At 74.1% G+C, this 14,174-nt stretch carries 13 protein-coding genes; 3 read left to right on the top strand and 10 right to left on the bottom strand.

Annotated elements, in window-relative coordinates; all coding sequences use genetic code 11:
- Window positions 1-837, bottom strand: coding sequence for an AraC family transcriptional regulator (locus tag K8Z49_RS03395; protein WP_412517581.1), 837 nt, complete (start codon window positions 835-837; stop codon window positions 1-3).
- 126 nt (window positions 838-963) lie between these two features.
- Here K8Z49_RS03395 and K8Z49_RS03390 point away from each other — a divergent pair, with 126 nt between their 5' ends.
- Complete coding sequence (locus tag K8Z49_RS03390) at window positions 964-1,749, top strand: phytanoyl-CoA dioxygenase family protein (protein WP_111831493.1); 786 nt, start codon at window positions 964-966, stop codon at window positions 1,747-1,749.
- 179 nt (window positions 1,750-1,928) lie between these two features.
- Here K8Z49_RS03390 and K8Z49_RS03385 read toward each other — a convergent pair whose 3' ends face one another.
- Genes K8Z49_RS03385 through K8Z49_RS03370 form a run of 4 tightly spaced genes read right to left on the bottom strand, consistent with a single transcriptional unit; the run spans window position 1,929 to window position 4,186 of the window.
- A complete protein-coding gene (locus tag K8Z49_RS03385; RefSeq protein ID WP_021593695.1) occupies window positions 1,929-2,339 on the bottom strand; it encodes a VOC family protein in 411 nt (136 codons plus the stop codon).
- A gap of 5 nt (window positions 2,340-2,344) precedes the next feature.
- Complete coding sequence (locus K8Z49_RS03380) at window positions 2,345-2,758, bottom strand: helix-turn-helix transcriptional regulator (protein WP_111831492.1); 414 nt, start codon at window positions 2,756-2,758, stop codon at window positions 2,345-2,347.
- A 3-nt stretch (window positions 2,759-2,761) separates the two neighbouring features.
- A complete protein-coding gene (locus K8Z49_RS03375) occupies window positions 2,762-3,373 on the bottom strand; it encodes a glyoxalase (RefSeq protein WP_075021694.1) in 612 nt (203 codons plus the stop codon).
- 60 nt (window positions 3,374-3,433) lie between these two features.
- Window positions 3,434-4,186 carry an enoyl-CoA hydratase/isomerase family protein gene (locus K8Z49_RS03370; RefSeq protein ID WP_075021693.1) on the bottom strand — a complete coding sequence of 251 codons (753 nt, stop codon included), beginning with the start codon at window positions 4,184-4,186 and terminating at the stop codon, window positions 3,434-3,436.
- 190 nt (window positions 4,187-4,376) lie between these two features.
- On the opposite strand from K8Z49_RS03370, the gene K8Z49_RS03365 reads away from it, so the two are divergent.
- Window positions 4,377-5,255, top strand: coding sequence for an NBR1-Ig-like domain-containing protein (locus tag K8Z49_RS03365; RefSeq protein WP_021593699.1), 879 nt, complete (start codon window positions 4,377-4,379; stop codon window positions 5,253-5,255).
- A gap of 9 nt (window positions 5,256-5,264) precedes the next feature.
- Here the strand turns inward: K8Z49_RS03365 and K8Z49_RS03360 are convergent, their stop codons facing one another.
- The gene (locus K8Z49_RS03360; protein WP_412517580.1) at window positions 5,265-6,833 is read right to left on the bottom strand and encodes a (2,3-dihydroxybenzoyl)adenylate synthase; all 1,569 of its coding nucleotides are present in this window, start codon (window positions 6,831-6,833) and stop codon (window positions 5,265-5,267) included.
- A gap of 2 nt (window positions 6,834-6,835) precedes the next feature.
- Window positions 6,836-7,237 (bottom strand): aspartate 1-decarboxylase, encoded by a 402-nt coding sequence (gene panD, locus K8Z49_RS03355; RefSeq protein ID WP_021593701.1) that lies wholly within the window; start codon window positions 7,235-7,237, stop codon window positions 6,836-6,838.
- 78 nt (window positions 7,238-7,315) lie between these two features.
- Between panD and entS the strand changes: the two genes are divergently transcribed.
- Window positions 7,316-8,563 carry an enterobactin transporter EntS gene (entS, locus tag K8Z49_RS03350; RefSeq protein WP_111831489.1) on the top strand — a complete coding sequence of 416 codons (1,248 nt, stop codon included), beginning with the start codon at window positions 7,316-7,318 and terminating at the stop codon, window positions 8,561-8,563.
- A 4-nt stretch (window positions 8,564-8,567) separates the two neighbouring features.
- Here entS and K8Z49_RS03345 read toward each other — a convergent pair whose 3' ends face one another.
- The 3 genes from K8Z49_RS03345 to K8Z49_RS03335 are packed head-to-tail and all read right to left on the bottom strand — an operon-like array spanning window position 8,568 to window position 14,093.
- Complete coding sequence (locus K8Z49_RS03345) at window positions 8,568-11,963, bottom strand: amino acid adenylation domain-containing protein (RefSeq protein WP_412517579.1); 3,396 nt, start codon at window positions 11,961-11,963, stop codon at window positions 8,568-8,570.
- Window positions 11,964-12,015: 52 nt separating this feature from the next.
- Window positions 12,016-13,035: a FecCD family ABC transporter permease gene (locus K8Z49_RS03340; protein ID WP_075021689.1), complete on the bottom strand. Its 1,020-nt coding sequence runs from the start codon at window positions 13,033-13,035 to the stop codon at window positions 12,016-12,018.
- Complete coding sequence (locus K8Z49_RS03335; protein ID WP_412517578.1) at window positions 13,032-14,093, bottom strand: FecCD family ABC transporter permease; 1,062 nt, start codon at window positions 14,091-14,093, stop codon at window positions 13,032-13,034. The genes K8Z49_RS03340 and K8Z49_RS03335 overlap by 4 nt, the downstream gene beginning before the upstream one ends.
- Window positions 14,094-14,174 lie beyond the last annotated feature (81 nt).

The raw sequence follows: 14,174 nt of genomic DNA, 5'->3' as shown, positions 1-14,174 counted from the left end.
TCAGACGCGCCCGAAACGGGTGCGGTAGGCGGCCGGGCTGAAGGCGAAGAAGTGCCGGAAGCGGCGACTGGCGTAGTTGGGGTCGTTCCAGCCCACCAGCCTTCCGACCGCCGCGACGGGCAGATCGGTCTCGATGAGGAGGGCCGCGGCGCGCTCGGCGCGCAGCCTGCCCAGATGGGTCATGGGCGGGACGCCCAGCTGCGCGGTGAACAGGCGGGCCAGGTAGGCCGGCGACGTGGTCACCGCCGCGGCGAGCTCACTCAGGGTCCAGGCGCGCTGGATGTCGTTCTCCAGCAGTTGCGCCGCGGCCGTCACCGCGGGGTGGGTCCGTCCGGCCGGATCGGCGGGAAGCGATGCGGCCGTGCCTCCCAGCAGGCAGAGCAGCATGCCCACCAGTACGGCATGCGGGGGTTCGGGGCGGGGCCGGTCGGTGATCGCGGTGAGGCCGGTCTCGACGATGCGCAGCGTGGTGGGGTCCAGCCGTAGCGGGTGGCCGGAGCGGCCGGCATCGTGCAGGATCCGTCCGAGCTGCGGGTCGGCTCGCGCCCAGGCCAGTTCGCGCTGGAACACCTCCGGACCGACATAGAGGTTGTGGACCACCAGCCGGCGGCAGTCCCGGTAGCCGTGCCAGTCTCCCGGCCGCAGCATCGTCACCGAGCCGCGATCCAGTTCCCGCTCGCCCGCGGCCGAGACGTGCGTCGCGGTGCCGCCGCTGACCACGGCCAGCTCGATGAAGTCGTGGCTGTGGAGGGCGGCGCCGTTCCGCAGCTCGTACCGTTCGGCGACGGCCGGCGGCCCACCGGGCGGGAAGACCTCCGCTCGCCGCACGCGATGCACCGGGTCCTCCCTCCGCGGGTGATCGTCAAGATTGTGCTACATCTGCCGGGTTCCCGTGCTAGCCGCGCACCCCTCGTGATGGCGACAGTTGTCGAGACCGACTCCCGGGACACGAGGAAGATGAGCATGGACGCCGTCGCCGCACACCCCCGCACCACCCCGGAGAACCTCTCCGAGGACATCGTCTCCGCCTACCGCCGTGACGGTTTCGTCCATGTCCCGGGAGTCATCTCCCGGACGGACGCCGCCAGGTACGCCGAAGCCGCGCTGGCGGTACGGAACACCGTCCGCGACAACCACGACGGGATGATCTTCACTCAGCTGCTCCAGCTGTGGCGCCAGGACGAGACGCTGCGCGAGCTCACCCTGCACCCCGGCCTGGCGGCCATCGCGTCCCGGCTGGCGGGGATCCCGCTGCGGCTGTGGCACGACCAGCTCCTCATCAAGGATCCGCACAACGGAGCCGCCACAGAGTTCCACCAGGACCAGCCGTACTGGCCCCACGCCGGCTCCCGGCACGCGCTGTCGGCCTGGGTGGCGCTGGTGGACGTCCCGGTCGACCGCGGCTGCATGACGTTCATCCCGGGCTCTCAGCACCTGGACGGGCTGCGCCCGCAGGATCTTTCCGACCATGCGGACATGTTCGCCGTGGCACCCGAGCTGGAGTGGGAGCACCGCGTCACCATTCCCCTGCGGGCAGGCGACTGCACTTTTCACCACTCCCGTCTCGCGCACAGCGCCACACCCAACTTCACCGACGATCCCCGCATCGCCCACGTCATCATCTACGTGGACGCCGACCTGACCCTCGCATCCGGGCCCTCCCACCCCGTCACCGACCCGCTCGGCCTGGACGCGGGCGAGCCGCTGCCCGACGAGCACTTCCCCTGCTTCCCCGGCGCCCGCGGATGACCGCCTGGCACATCGGGTCGGCCGCTCAACGTGCACGCCGCCACGGCAGAGGTTCGTGCCCGACGATGCCGGGTCGGCGCCGCAGGTGGCGGTGGCCCGGCCTGCCACGCGGCTGAGCGTGGACCCGGATGCGCCGGCTTCCCATGGACGATGTCCGGTTCGGTGCTCAGCACCGTGTCTCAGCGGGCCTGCTGGATACGGATCAGGTTGCCGGCGGGGTCGCGGAAGGCGCAGTCGCGGACGCCGTAGGGCTGGTCGACCGGCTCCTGGACGACCTCGGCCCCGCCGGCCTCGACCTTCTCGAAGGTGTCGTCGAGGTCGGTGGTGGCCAGGACGATCCAGCCGTAGGTGCCCTTGGCCATCATCTCGGCGATGACGCGGCGCTCGTCGTCGGTGATGCCGGGGTCGGCGGCCGGCGGCGCCAGGAGGATGGACGTGCCGGGCTGGCCGGCGGGGCCGACCACGATCCAGCGCATCTTGCCCTGGCCCACGTCGCTGCGCACCTCGAAGCCGAGGACGTCGCGGTAGAAGGCGAGGGACTCCTCCGGGTCGTCGTGCGGGAGGAAGGTCGTGTGGATGGTGATGTCCATGCAGGTCAGGCTAGTTGGGGTGCCGTGGCCCGCGCTTCTCGATTCCTGATCGGCATCTGGCGCAGGTAGGTGCCGGGCGGCATGCCGGCCAGGTCGGTGAAGCGGGTGCTGAAGGTGGCGAGGGACGAGCAGCCGACGGTGAAGCAGACCTCGGTGACGCTGAGGTCGCCTCGGAGCAGGAGTGCCATCGCGTGCTCGATGCGGCGGGTCATCAGGTACGAGTAGGGCGATTCGCCGTAGGCGAGGCGGAACCGGCGGCTGAGGTGGCCGGCCGACATGTGGACGCCGCGGGCCAGGGCCTCGACGTCCAGGGGCTGGGCGTACTCGCGGTCGATCCGGTCCCGGACGCGGCGCAGGATCGCGAGGTCGCGCAGGTGCTGCGCGTGGGCGCGTGCGCGGCTCCATGAGGGGTGGCACATGGGTCAGCGCGTGCCTTCCCAAGCGAAGCCGTCCAGGTCCGTGAAGGGGCCGCTGCCCGCGCCGATGGCGAGGCGGTGCGATCCGGTGCCGTCGGGGTGGACTCCGGCGGTCTTGGCCAGGGCGCGGCGCCCGTAGAGGGCCAGGGTGACGGAGCCGGGCGCGGAGTCGAACTCGACGTACTTGCGGCCGTAGCTCTTCGCCACGGTCAGGCCGTGGTCGACGTAGAACCGCTTGCTCGCGGCCATGTCCGCGACGCCGAGGAGGAGCACGATGTCGTCGATCTCCCGGGTGGCCGGGCCGGTGTCCTTCTTCTCGGACGTCGCGACCTTCCAGATGGTCCCGTCCGGGGCTTGGACGACGCCTCCGTGTCCCCACAGCGACTTCGCGACCGGTTTCACGGGCGAGGCGCCGGCCTCCACCGCGGCGTCGACGAAACCCCGGACGGTGGCGGGCCGGGACACCGTGAGCGACAGCGTGAACCCGCGGAAGCCGGTCGTCGGTGCCTCGGAGGCCCGGAGGCGGATCTGATCGTCCAGGCCGAAGGCGGTCTTGTAGAAGAGTTCGGCGGCGGCGGGGTCGTCCACTTCGAGGGTGACGGATTCGATGAAGGTCATGCCGATGACGCTAGGCGGGGCTCCATGATCCGCGCTTCTCGATTCCTGACCGATCGGTTCCTACGCGCGGGAGCCCATCGTCCGGTCCATGAAGGCCCTGATGCGGCCGTCGGTCGCCGCGGCCGTCCACAGTTCGACGGTGGTGGGCTCGTCGGTGCCGTCGAGCCGTGCGTGGATCTCGCGGCGGAGCTGGCTCTTGGTGTAGCGGAAGGTGTCGGACGGGATGCCGGCGGCCAGCCGGGCGGCGACGGTCTTCGCGTCGTCCAGCAGCGCGTCCGGGGTGCTCAGGGCGTCGACCAGGCCCAGGGCCAGGGCCTCCCGCGGCTCGTGGTTGGTGCCGTCGATGATCACCTTGCGGGCGCCGGCCGGGCCCAGCGCGAACGCCGTGATCTCCAGGGCCGTGTACGGGAACGGCACTCCGACCCGCAGTTCGGGGACGCCGATCGTCCCGGCGGCCATGATCCGGTGGTCGCAGGCCGCGGCCAGGACGCAGCCGCCGGCGATCGCGTGGCCGTTGACCGCGGCGACGACCGGCTTGCCGAGGTCGAAGACGGAGCGGAAGGCGCGGTTGAGCGCGGGCAGGAACTCCGCCACGTACGCGCCGCCGCCGTCCACGACGCGCTTGAGGTCGACGCCCGCCGAGAACGCGGGTCCCGCCCCGGTCAGCACCACGGCCCGGGCGTCGCCCGCCGGGTCGTCGAGCTCGCGCATCGCCTGCTCGATCGCCCGGCACAGCTCCAGATCGAGGGCGTTGACCTTGCCGTGGGCCAGGCGCACCACGCCGATTCCGTCCGCCACGTCGACCTCGATCACCGTGTTCCTCCTCGCCTCGGTTGGTCTCGATCATGGGCGGGCGGGGCGCTCGCGCGCAACGCCCCTGGGCCCCGGCGTAGTCCCCACGGCCTACCGGGAGGGGGTCGCAGGACCCTGTCCGGGCCCTTGCGCGCCGGATAATCTGCGGGCGCGCGACGCCGCCGTCGCGCGGTAGACGAGGGAGCTGGACGTGTCGGCCGGAGACCCGCGCAAGGAGCGTGCCCGCGCGGTCGCGGACTTCGCCGCGGAGCTGAGGGCGCTGCGCGCCTCGGCCGGCACCCCGCCGTTCCGCGAGATGGCGGCCCACTCACGGGCGATCTCGCACACGACCCTGCACGAGGCGGCCCAGGGGCACCGCTTGCCCAGCTGGTCGACGACGGTCGAGTTCGCCAAGGCGTGCGGCGCCGATCCCGAGGACCTCCGCGGTCGCTGGGAGGCGGCGAACCGGGTCGTCCGGGGCGCGGCGCAGGCGGCGCCCCCGGGTGACGACGCGGCGCTCGCCCCGGACATGGTGCGGGACGGCTCCCGCCGCCGGTACGCCGCGCTGGGAACGCTGGTCGCCGCCGCGGTGGCCGCCACCGTGATCGGGACGACCCTCCTGACCGGCACCGCGGGCAACGGCGCCGACCGCCCACCGGATGCGCACGCCGAGCGGCAGGCGACCTCGGCGGACTGCCCGGTTCGGCAGCGGAACCCGCCGCCTGCCCCGCCCCGGCACAGGGGCGACCGCGCCGCGTTCGTCAGCGACATCACCCTGCCCGACTGCACCCACGTGCCGCGCGGCGGAACCGTCACGAAGGTGTGGCGCTTCAAGAACACGGGCTCGGTCGGCTGGTACGGCTACTCGCTGCACCGGATCGACCTGCCGCAGCGCCGCGACCAGTGCCAGACGATCGTGGACGTCCCGATCCCGGACACGCCGCCCGGCCGCCTCGTCGACATCCGCGCCCAGGTGACGGCGCCGCCCGTGCCCGGCTTCTGCTTCGTGCGGTTCAAGATGCTCGACGGCGCCGGGAACGTGGCCTTTCCGGGGAACCGGCCGGTGAACTTCCAGGTGGTCGTCGACTGACCGGGCCGGTCACGTCACGCGGGCGGCGAGGGCCTTCTTGCTGATCTTGCCGACCGGGGTCCGCGGGAAGGTGTCGGCGGTCTCCAGGCGGTCGGGGAACTTGTAGGCGGCGACCCCGCGGGTGCGGAGGAAGTCCTTGATCTCGCGGAGGCCGGGCGCCTTCTCGCCGTCCCTGAAGATCAGGAAGGCGCAGGTGCGCTCCCCCATGACCGGGTCGGGGACGCCGACCACGGCGGCGTCGTGGACCGCCGGGTGGGCCAGGAGGTGGTTCTCCAGCTCCTCGGCGGAGATCTTGTCGCCGCCCCGGTTGATCTGGTCCTTCTCCCTGCCCTCGACGATCAGGTGGCCGGACGGGAGCCGCCGGACGAGGTCGCCGGTCCGGTAGAAGCCGTCCGGGGTGAAGGAGCGGGCGTTGTGCTCGGGGGCGCGGTAGTAGCCGCGGAGGGTGTACGGGCCCCGGGTGAGGAGCTCCCCCACCTCGCCGGGGGCGACCTGCCCGCCGTCCTCGTCGACGATGCGGATCTCGTCGGCCGGGGACAGGGGGCGGCCCTGGGTGCGCTCGATGAGGTCCGGGGGGTCGTCCAGGCGGGTGTAGTTCAGCAGGCCCTCGGCCATGCCGAAGACCTGCTGGACCTTGCAGCCCAGCACGTGCGGGACCTCGGCGGCGCGTTCGGCGGCGAACTTGGCGCCGCCCACCTGGAGGAGATCCAGGGACGAGATGTCCTCGTCGGACCAGGTGACCGCGTCCAGCCACAGCAGGGCGATCGGGGGGACGACGGCGCAGACGGTCGCGCGCTCGCGTTCGATCAGCGGGAACGCCTCGTCCGGGGAGCCGGACGGCGACAGCACGACCGTGCCGCCGGTGGCGAAGACGCCGAGGATGCCGGGGCAGGCCAGCGCGAAGTTGTGCGCGGCGGGCAGGACGACCAGGTAGACGGTGTCGGTGTCGAAGCCGCAGACCTCGGCGCTGGCCTCCAGGTTGTAGACGTAGTCGCGGTGCGTCCGGGGGATCAGCTTCGGCAGGCCGGTCGTGCCGCCGGAGAGCAGGAACACCCCCACGTCGGACGGCGCCGGGGGCGCCGCCTCGACCGGGTCGGCGTCCACGGAGGCGAGCGGCGTGAACTCCTCGGCCTCGCCGTCGACGACGACGTGCTCGACGGGCAGGGTGCGGGCCATCGCGCGGTAGTCGAAGTCGCCGTCGCGGTCGGCGCAGACGTAGGCGCGGGCCTCCGAGAGCTCGCAGAGGTAGCGGATCTCGCTCTCCCGGTGGGCCGGGAGGGCCAGGACGGGCGCGGCCCCGATCCGGACGAGGGCGAGGAACGCGACCACGAATCCCGTGGTGTTCGGGAGCTGGACGACCACGCGGTCGCCCGCGCGCAGGCCGAGCCGCAGGAGGCCGGCGGCCGTGCGAGAGGCCCGGGCGTCCAGGTCGGCGTAGGTGAGGCGGTCGTCACCGACGACCAGGGCCGTCTGCGACGCCTCGCCGCGCAGGACGTCGCCGAGGACGCGGCCGGACCAGTACCCCTCCGCCTCGTAGCGGGCCGCGAGGTCGTCCGGCCAGGGGGTGAAGCCGTCCATGGTCACCGCCCGGCGAGCTGGGCGGGGGCGCCCGGGACGGGCTCGGCCGGGTCGGAGCCGAGCGCGACGATGCGGTTCGCGGCGTCCACGTGCACGACGCGGGGCTCGTGCCGGGACGGGTCGTCCACGGACGCGTACGTGATGATGATCACCATGTCGCCGGGCTGGACCTGGCGGGCCGCCGCGCCGTTGATCCCGATGACGCCGCTGCCCGCCTCGCCGGTGATGGCGTAGGTGACGAGCCGGGACCCGTTCGTGATGTCGACGACGTGGACCTGTTCGCCCTCCACGATGTCGGCCGCCGCCATGAGGTCCGCGTCTATCGTCAGGGAGCCCACGTAGTGCAGGTCCGCCTGGGTGACGGTCGCACGGTGGATCTTTCCGTTCATCAGCGTCCGCTGCACCGGTTCGCCCTCTTTTCTCAAGAACAACTAAGGCTAGGCTTACCTTAGCTACTCCCCCGGCAGAGGAGAACCCCGACGATGCTCCGGCGTCTGGTCATGGACATCGGCCCGCTCCGCGACAGCAGGCCGTTCCGCCACGTCTTCATCGCCCGCACCGTCTCGGTCTTCGGGATCGGGATGCTGGCCGTCGCCATCCCCGTGCAGGTCTACGACATGACCGGGTCGACCGTGCACGTGGGCGGGGTCTCGGCCGCCGAGGGCGTCGCGCTCCTCATCGGGTTCCTGTGGGGCGGCGCCCTCGCCGACCGGCACGACCGGCGGCGGCTCATGCTGTGGGCGCGGACGGCGGCCGGAGCGGGTTTCGCCCTGCTCGCCCTGAACGCGTTCCTGGCGTCCCCGTCGCTCCCGGCACTGTACGGGCTGGCGGCATGGGACGGCCTCATGACCGGCATCAGCATCACCGCGCTGCTGGCCGCGACGCCCGCGCTGGTCGGACCGGACCAGCTCGTCGCGGCGGGGGCGCTCAACGCGCTGACCGTCCGGCTGGGGTCGATGGCGTCCCCGGCGCTCGGCGGCCTCGTCGTGTCGGCGTTCGGCGTCGAGTGGAACTACGCCGCCGCGGCGGCCGGGACGCTCGGCACCATCGGGCTGCTCGTCGGCCTGCCGCCGCTCAGGCCGGCCGCGGGCGAGGAGACGCACGCCAACCCGTTGAGGGCCATCGCGGACGGCTTCCGCTTCGTCGCCTCCCATCGCGTCGTCGGCTCGCTCATGCTCCTCGGGCTGCTGTTCATGGTCGCGGGCGGCATCCCCGTCCTGATGCCGGCGTTCGCGGAGCGGAGCCTGGACGGTGGCCCCACCACGGTCGGCCTGCTGTTCGCGGCACCGGCGTGCGGCGCGGTGCTCGCGTCGCTCACCAGCGGCTGGGCCGGGTCCTCCCGGGCGCCGGGCCTCGCGCTGCTCGCCGCGTCCGTCACCGGTTTCGCCGCCCTCGCCTGCCTGGGCCTGGCCCGCCATCCCGCGCTCGCCGTGGCGATCCTGTTCGCGTACGGGTTCGTCCAGTCGATCGAGGAGATCATGCGGTACGGGCTGATCCAGTCCCACACGCCCGACTCGCACCTCGGCCGCGTCAACGCGCTGTGGGCCGCCCAGGAGACCGGCGGCGGCGCCATCGGCTCGCTCGGCGCCGGGGCCCTCGGCCGCCTCCTCGCGCCCGGCGCCGCCATCGTCGTCTACGGGACGGTCAGCGCCGTCCTCGCGCTGGCCCTCGCGCTCACCCTCACCGGGCTCCGGACGGCGACGCTGCGCCCGGAGCCCGAGCCGGGCTGACGCGTCAGCCGAGGCGGGCGGTGAGCTCCTCCTCGCTCATGGCCTCGACCTCCAGCCAGATGGCGGCGACGGCCTCCAGGCGCCCCGGCGTCTCCTCCAGTTCGGTGAAGCGGCGGCAGATCCGCTCGATCGTCCGCTCGGCGAACAGCACCCGGACCGGCAGCGCGGTCGTGTCGAGCGCCTCCCGCATCCGCGCGACCACGGTGGTGGCGAGGACGGAGTCGCCGCCGAGGGCGAAGAAGTCGGCGTCCGCGCCGACGCGCTCCCTGCCCAGCACGCCGGCGGCGATCCCGGCGAGCACCTTCTCCAGGGCGGTCCGCGGCTCGACGAAGGCCGCCGCGGCCTCACCGGCCTCGGCGGCGGCCAGCGCGGCCAGGGCCGTGCGGTCGACCTTGCCGTTCGCGGTGAGCGGCAGCTCGTCCACGCGGACGAGCAGCTCCGGCACCATGTGCGGCGGCACCAGGTCCCGGGCGCGGGCGAGCACCGCGTCGCGGTCGAGGCCCGCGGGGGCCACGACGGCCGCGGCCAGGCGCCCGCCGGCGAGCAGCGCGACCGCCCGCCCGACGCCGGGGTGGTCCTGGAGCGCGGCCTCGACCTCGCCCAGCTCGATCCGGAACCCGCGCACCTTCACCTGGTGGTCGCGGCGGCCGAGGAACTCCAGCGTCCCGTCCGGCCGGTAGCGGGCGAGGTCGCCCGTCCGGTACCAGCGGATCCCGTCGTGGACGACGAACCGGTCGGCGGTGCGCGCCGGGTCGCCGGCGTAGCCGTCGGCGACGCCCCCGCCGCCGATCCACAGCTCTCCGGTCACCCAGTCGGGACGGTCCCGGCCGAGTTCGTCCACGACGCGGCACGCGACGCCGCGCAGCGGCACCCCGTACGGGACGGCGTGCCAGTCGGACGGCACCTCCCCCGCGACCTCCTGCACCGTGGAATGGATCGCCGTCTCCGTCGTGCCGCCCAGCGCCACGAACCGGCAGCCCGGCGCGCGCTCGGCCAGCAGCCCCGGCAGGTGCGTCCCGACCCAGTCGCCGCCGAGCAGGACCAGCCGCAGGCTCTCCGCCCGGCCGGCGTGGAGCAGCATTTCCAGGACCGACGGGACGCAGTTCAGGACGGTCACCGACCGGCGCCGCACCAGCTCGCTCCACCGCGCGGCGTCCCGGCGCTCGTCCTCGCCGGGCAGGACGACCGCGCCGCCCGCGTGCCAGGCGGCGAACAGGTCGAACACCGACAGGTCGAAGTCGAGCGCCGACACGCCGAACGTGACGTCGTCCTCCCCGATCGCGAACCGCTCGGCCAGGTCGCCGATGGTGTTCATCGCCGCGCCGTGCGACACCTCGACGCCCTTCGGCTCCCCGGTCGAGCCGGACGTGAACAGCACGTAGGCCACCTGGTCGGGACGGACCTTCACCGGCTCGGGCAGCGGCTCAGCCTCGGGAAGCGCCTCCGGCGTGAGCGACGCGGCGACGCCGGCGCCCGCGCGGATCCTGGCCCGCCGCGCCTCCGGCTGCTCCACGCCGATGGGCACGTAGGCGGCACCGGCGGCCAGGACGCCGAGGACGGCGGCGGCCTGGTCCGGGCCCTTGGGGAGCTCGATCGCGACCCGGTCGCCGGGCCGGACGCCCTGCTCCGCCAGCGCGGACGCGATGCGCAGCGCGCGGCCGGCCAGTTCCCCGTAGGTCTGGGTGCCGTCGTCGCCGAAGTGCAGGGCCGGGGCGTCCGGACGGCTGCCGGCGTGGGCGAAGAAGCCCTCGGCCAGGGTGCGCGGCGGCGGGGCCGGGGTCGCGTTCAGCCGGTGCCGGACGTCCAGCTGGGACGGCGTCGCGCCGATCCCGAGGGGCGCGTCCCAGTCGGCGCCGGGCGCGCCGAGGCGGGTGACGGCGGCCGTGTAGGCGTCGAACATCGCCTCCGCGACGCCGTCCGGGAACGCGGGGCGGCGCACGTCCCAGTTCAGCAGCAGCCCACCGGACACCTCGGTCACCTGCGCGTCCAGCAGCACCTGGGGCCCCTGCGAGATGATCCACTCCGGCTCGCCGAACGACGCGCGGACGCGGTCGCCGAACAGCTCGCCGAGGTTCAGCGCGCTCGTGTAGACGATCGGGGCGAGGACCTGCTCGCCGCGCAGCCGGGACAGGTCGCGCAGCACCTCCAGCCCGGAGTAGTCGCTGTGCGCGCCCGCCGTGTGCAGGTTCGCCTGCAGGGCGCGGGCCCGGCCGATGAAGGGCAGGTCCTCGGTGAGGTCGGCCTCCAGCATGATCGACCCGGTGAAGTCGCCGACGACCGAGTCCACGTCCGGGTGGACGGGCTCGCGGTGGAACAGCGGCAGGTTGAGCAGGAAGCGCGGCGTCGCCGACCAGGCGCCGATGACCTCGGCGAACACGGCGGCGAGGGCCATGGCCGGGGTGACGCCCTCGGCGTGGGCGCGGGCGATGAAGCGGTCCTTGTCGTCCGGCGCCAGCCAGTGGTGCCTGCGCTCGACGCGGTTCCCCGGCTCCGGCACGACCGGCAGCTCGGGCGGGCCCGGCAGGTCGGCCAGCCGCTCGGCCCACCACCGCCGGTCCTGCTCGCGGGCCTCGGCGCGCGGGTCGTCGGCGAGGTAGCGGGCGTAGCCGTAGCGGACGGGGGCGAGGGTCTCGCCCTCGTACAGGGCGGCCAGGTCGGCGAGCATGACGCGGTAGCTCATCGCGTCGGCGGCGACCATGTCGACGTCCAGGTGGAGGCGGGACCCGCCGTCCGGGAGCAGGCTGAGCCGGGCGTCGAAGACGCGCCCCTCCTCGATGGGGAGCCGCTGCTCGGACATCTCGGCGCGGATCCGCTCCAGCTCGGCAGCGGGTTCGCCCGCCGAGCGCAGGTCGTGGACGGTCACCGCGGGCCCGGGGCGCTCGGGCAGGATCCGCTGCGTCCCGTCGTCCGACACGGCGGCGCGGAGCATCGGGTGCCGCCGCACCAGCGCGCGGACGGCGTCCTCGAACCGGGCCGGTTCGATCTCGCGCCCGTCGAGCTCGACGTACAGGTGGGCGGCGACGGAGCCGAGGGACTGGCCGGAGTCCCGGCCGATCCAGTACGCGTGCTGCATCAGCGCCAGCGGGAACGGCTCGTCCGGCTCGATGCCGGCCGTGTCACCCGCGTCCGGATCGCCCGCGGCCGCGGCGGCGGCGGCCGGGGCCGGGCCCGCCGCGGCCTCCACCTGGCCCTTCTCGGCGAGCAGCTCCCACCATCCGGCGAGCGTGGGACGTTCCGCCAGCTCCGCGAAGCGGATCTCGATGCCGCGGCGGCGGAGCCGGCCGGTCAGCTGCATGAGCCGGATGGAGTCCATCCCCAGCTCGATGAGGTTGTCGTCCGCCTCCGCGTCCTCGCCCAGCACCTCGGTCAGCGCGGCGTGGAGCTCATCCCAGGTCAGCACGGAACTCCTCTCAAATTAGGTAAGGCAAACCTAATTTAGAGGTCCGGCACCGTCAACGCCGCCGGCCCGCGGCCGCGAGCAGCCAGGCCAGGTACACGCCGCCGAGGACGCCCGTGACCACGCCCACCGGCACCGCCGTCGGCAGGCGCAGGGAGATCAGGTCACTGACGGCCAGCAGCGCGGCACCGGTCAGCGCGGCGGGCAGCAGCTGCGCGCCGGGACGGCGGGTCATCCGCCGCGCGAGCTGCGGCGCGGCGAGCGCGACGAAGGGCACGGGCCCGGCCGCGGCCGTCGCCGCCGCGACCAGCCCCACCCCGACGACCATGAGGAGGGCGCGGGTGCGCTGGACCGGCACGCCGAGCGCCTGCGCGGCGTCGTCGCCCAGCTCGCCCATGCCGAGCGAGCGGGCGAGGACGAGCGCCGCCGGGACGAGCACGGCCAGCGCGAGGCCGAGCGGCACCGCCTGGTCCCAGTCCCGCCCGTTGAGGCTGCCGGTCAGCCAGAACGCGGCCTCGTACGCCTCGCGCAGCTCGGCGCGGGTGATGAGGTAGGAGTTCAGCGCCTCCAGCATCGCCGCCGCGGCGACGCCGATCAGCACCAGCCGGACGCCGTGCACGCCGCCGCCGCGCCGGTAGGCGACCAGGTAGACGGCCAGCGCGGTCAGCACCGCGCCGCCGACCGAGCTGACGGTGATCGCGACCGCGCCGCCGCCGAACACCAGGATCTGCAGCAGCGCGCCGGTCGCCGCGCCGGTGGTGAAGCCGATCAGGTCGGGGCTGCCGAGCGGGTTGCGGGAGATGCTCTGGAAGATGGCGCCGCTCAGCCCGAGCGCGAGGCCCGCGAGCAGCCCCGTCACGGCGCGCGGCAGCCGCAGGGCGGTGACGATGAACTCGGTGGCCCGGTCGCCCTGCCCGGCGAGGACGCGCACGACGTCCGGCGGCGAGATCGGGAACTCCCCCGAGCCGACGACCAGGACGGCCGCGCAGGCGGCGAAGGCGGCCAGCCCCACGCACACCGCCGCGCTCCGCGGTTCCCACCGCAGCGACAGCCCGCCGGCGCGGATGACCTTCACAGGTCGCGCATCCTTCCCCGCCGGACCATCACCGCGAACAGCGGTGCCCCGAGGAACGCGGTGACGATGCCGGTCTCCAGCTCGCCGGGCGCGACGACCCGCCCGATGATGTCGGCGGCGAGCAGCAGCACGGGGGCGAGCAGCAGCGAGCAGGGCAGGACGAGCCGGTGGTCGGGGCCCACCAGCGCCCGGACGATGAACGGGACGGCCAGCCCGAGGAAGGTGATCGGCCCGGCCGCCGCCGTGGCCGACCCGCACAGCAGCACGACCGCGAGCGCGCCGAGCGCCCGCGTCCGGCCGGGGTCCGAGCCGAGGGCGCGGCCCGCGTCGTCGCCCAGCGCCAGCGCGTTCAGCGGGCGGGCGAGCAGCAGCGCCAGGGCCGTGCCGAGCGCGATGAACGGCAGGACGCGCAGGAACACCGGCACGTCCCGCCCGGCGAGCGAGCCGACCTGCCAGAACCGGAAGCCGCTGAAGGTGTGCGGGGTGAACAGCATGACTCCGGCCGTCATCGCGCTGAAGACGGCGTTGACGGCCGCGCCGGCGAGCACCAGCCGGGCCGGTGACGCGCCGCCGCGCCCGCGCGCGCCGATCATGTAGACGAGGACGGCCGCGCCGGCCGCGCCGGCGAACGCCGCCCAGACGTAGACGAGCACCTCGTCCACGCGGAACAGGCCGATGACGAGGACGACCGCGAGCGCCGCGCCGCCGTTCACGCCGAGCATGCCCGGTTCGGCCAGCGGGTTGCGGGTGAGGGCCTGCATCACCGCCCCGGCCAGCCCCAGCGCCATTCCGGCGCCGATGCCGAGGAGGGTGCGCGGGAGCCGCAGCTCGTGGACGATCAGCTCCGCCCGCGACGAGCCGTCCGGGGAGAACACCCCCGGCAGCACCCGGCCGGGCGGGACGTGCCCGGCGCCGATCGCCAGGCTCGCCGCGATCGTCAGGAGCAGTGCCGCGGCCAGCAGGGCCGGCCACCAGAGCCGCCAGAGCCGCCTGTCGCGTGGCCGCCCCACCTCCTCCTCCTGGAGCACCGGCGGGCGCCTTCGCGCGAGGGACAGCACCGGATAAGGCTAGCCTAAGCTAACTCAACCCCTCAAGGTCACCTCTGGCCGCCCCCTTGCCATGCAACAATACAGACGTAT

Origin of the sequence: Actinomadura madurae (assembly GCF_047130825.1) — a bacterium.
Taxonomy (GTDB): domain Bacteria; phylum Actinomycetota; class Actinomycetes; order Streptosporangiales; family Streptosporangiaceae; genus Spirillospora; species Spirillospora madurae.
The sequence above is the reverse complement of the archived record's forward strand: the minus strand, read 5'-3'. Positions and strand labels throughout refer to the sequence as shown.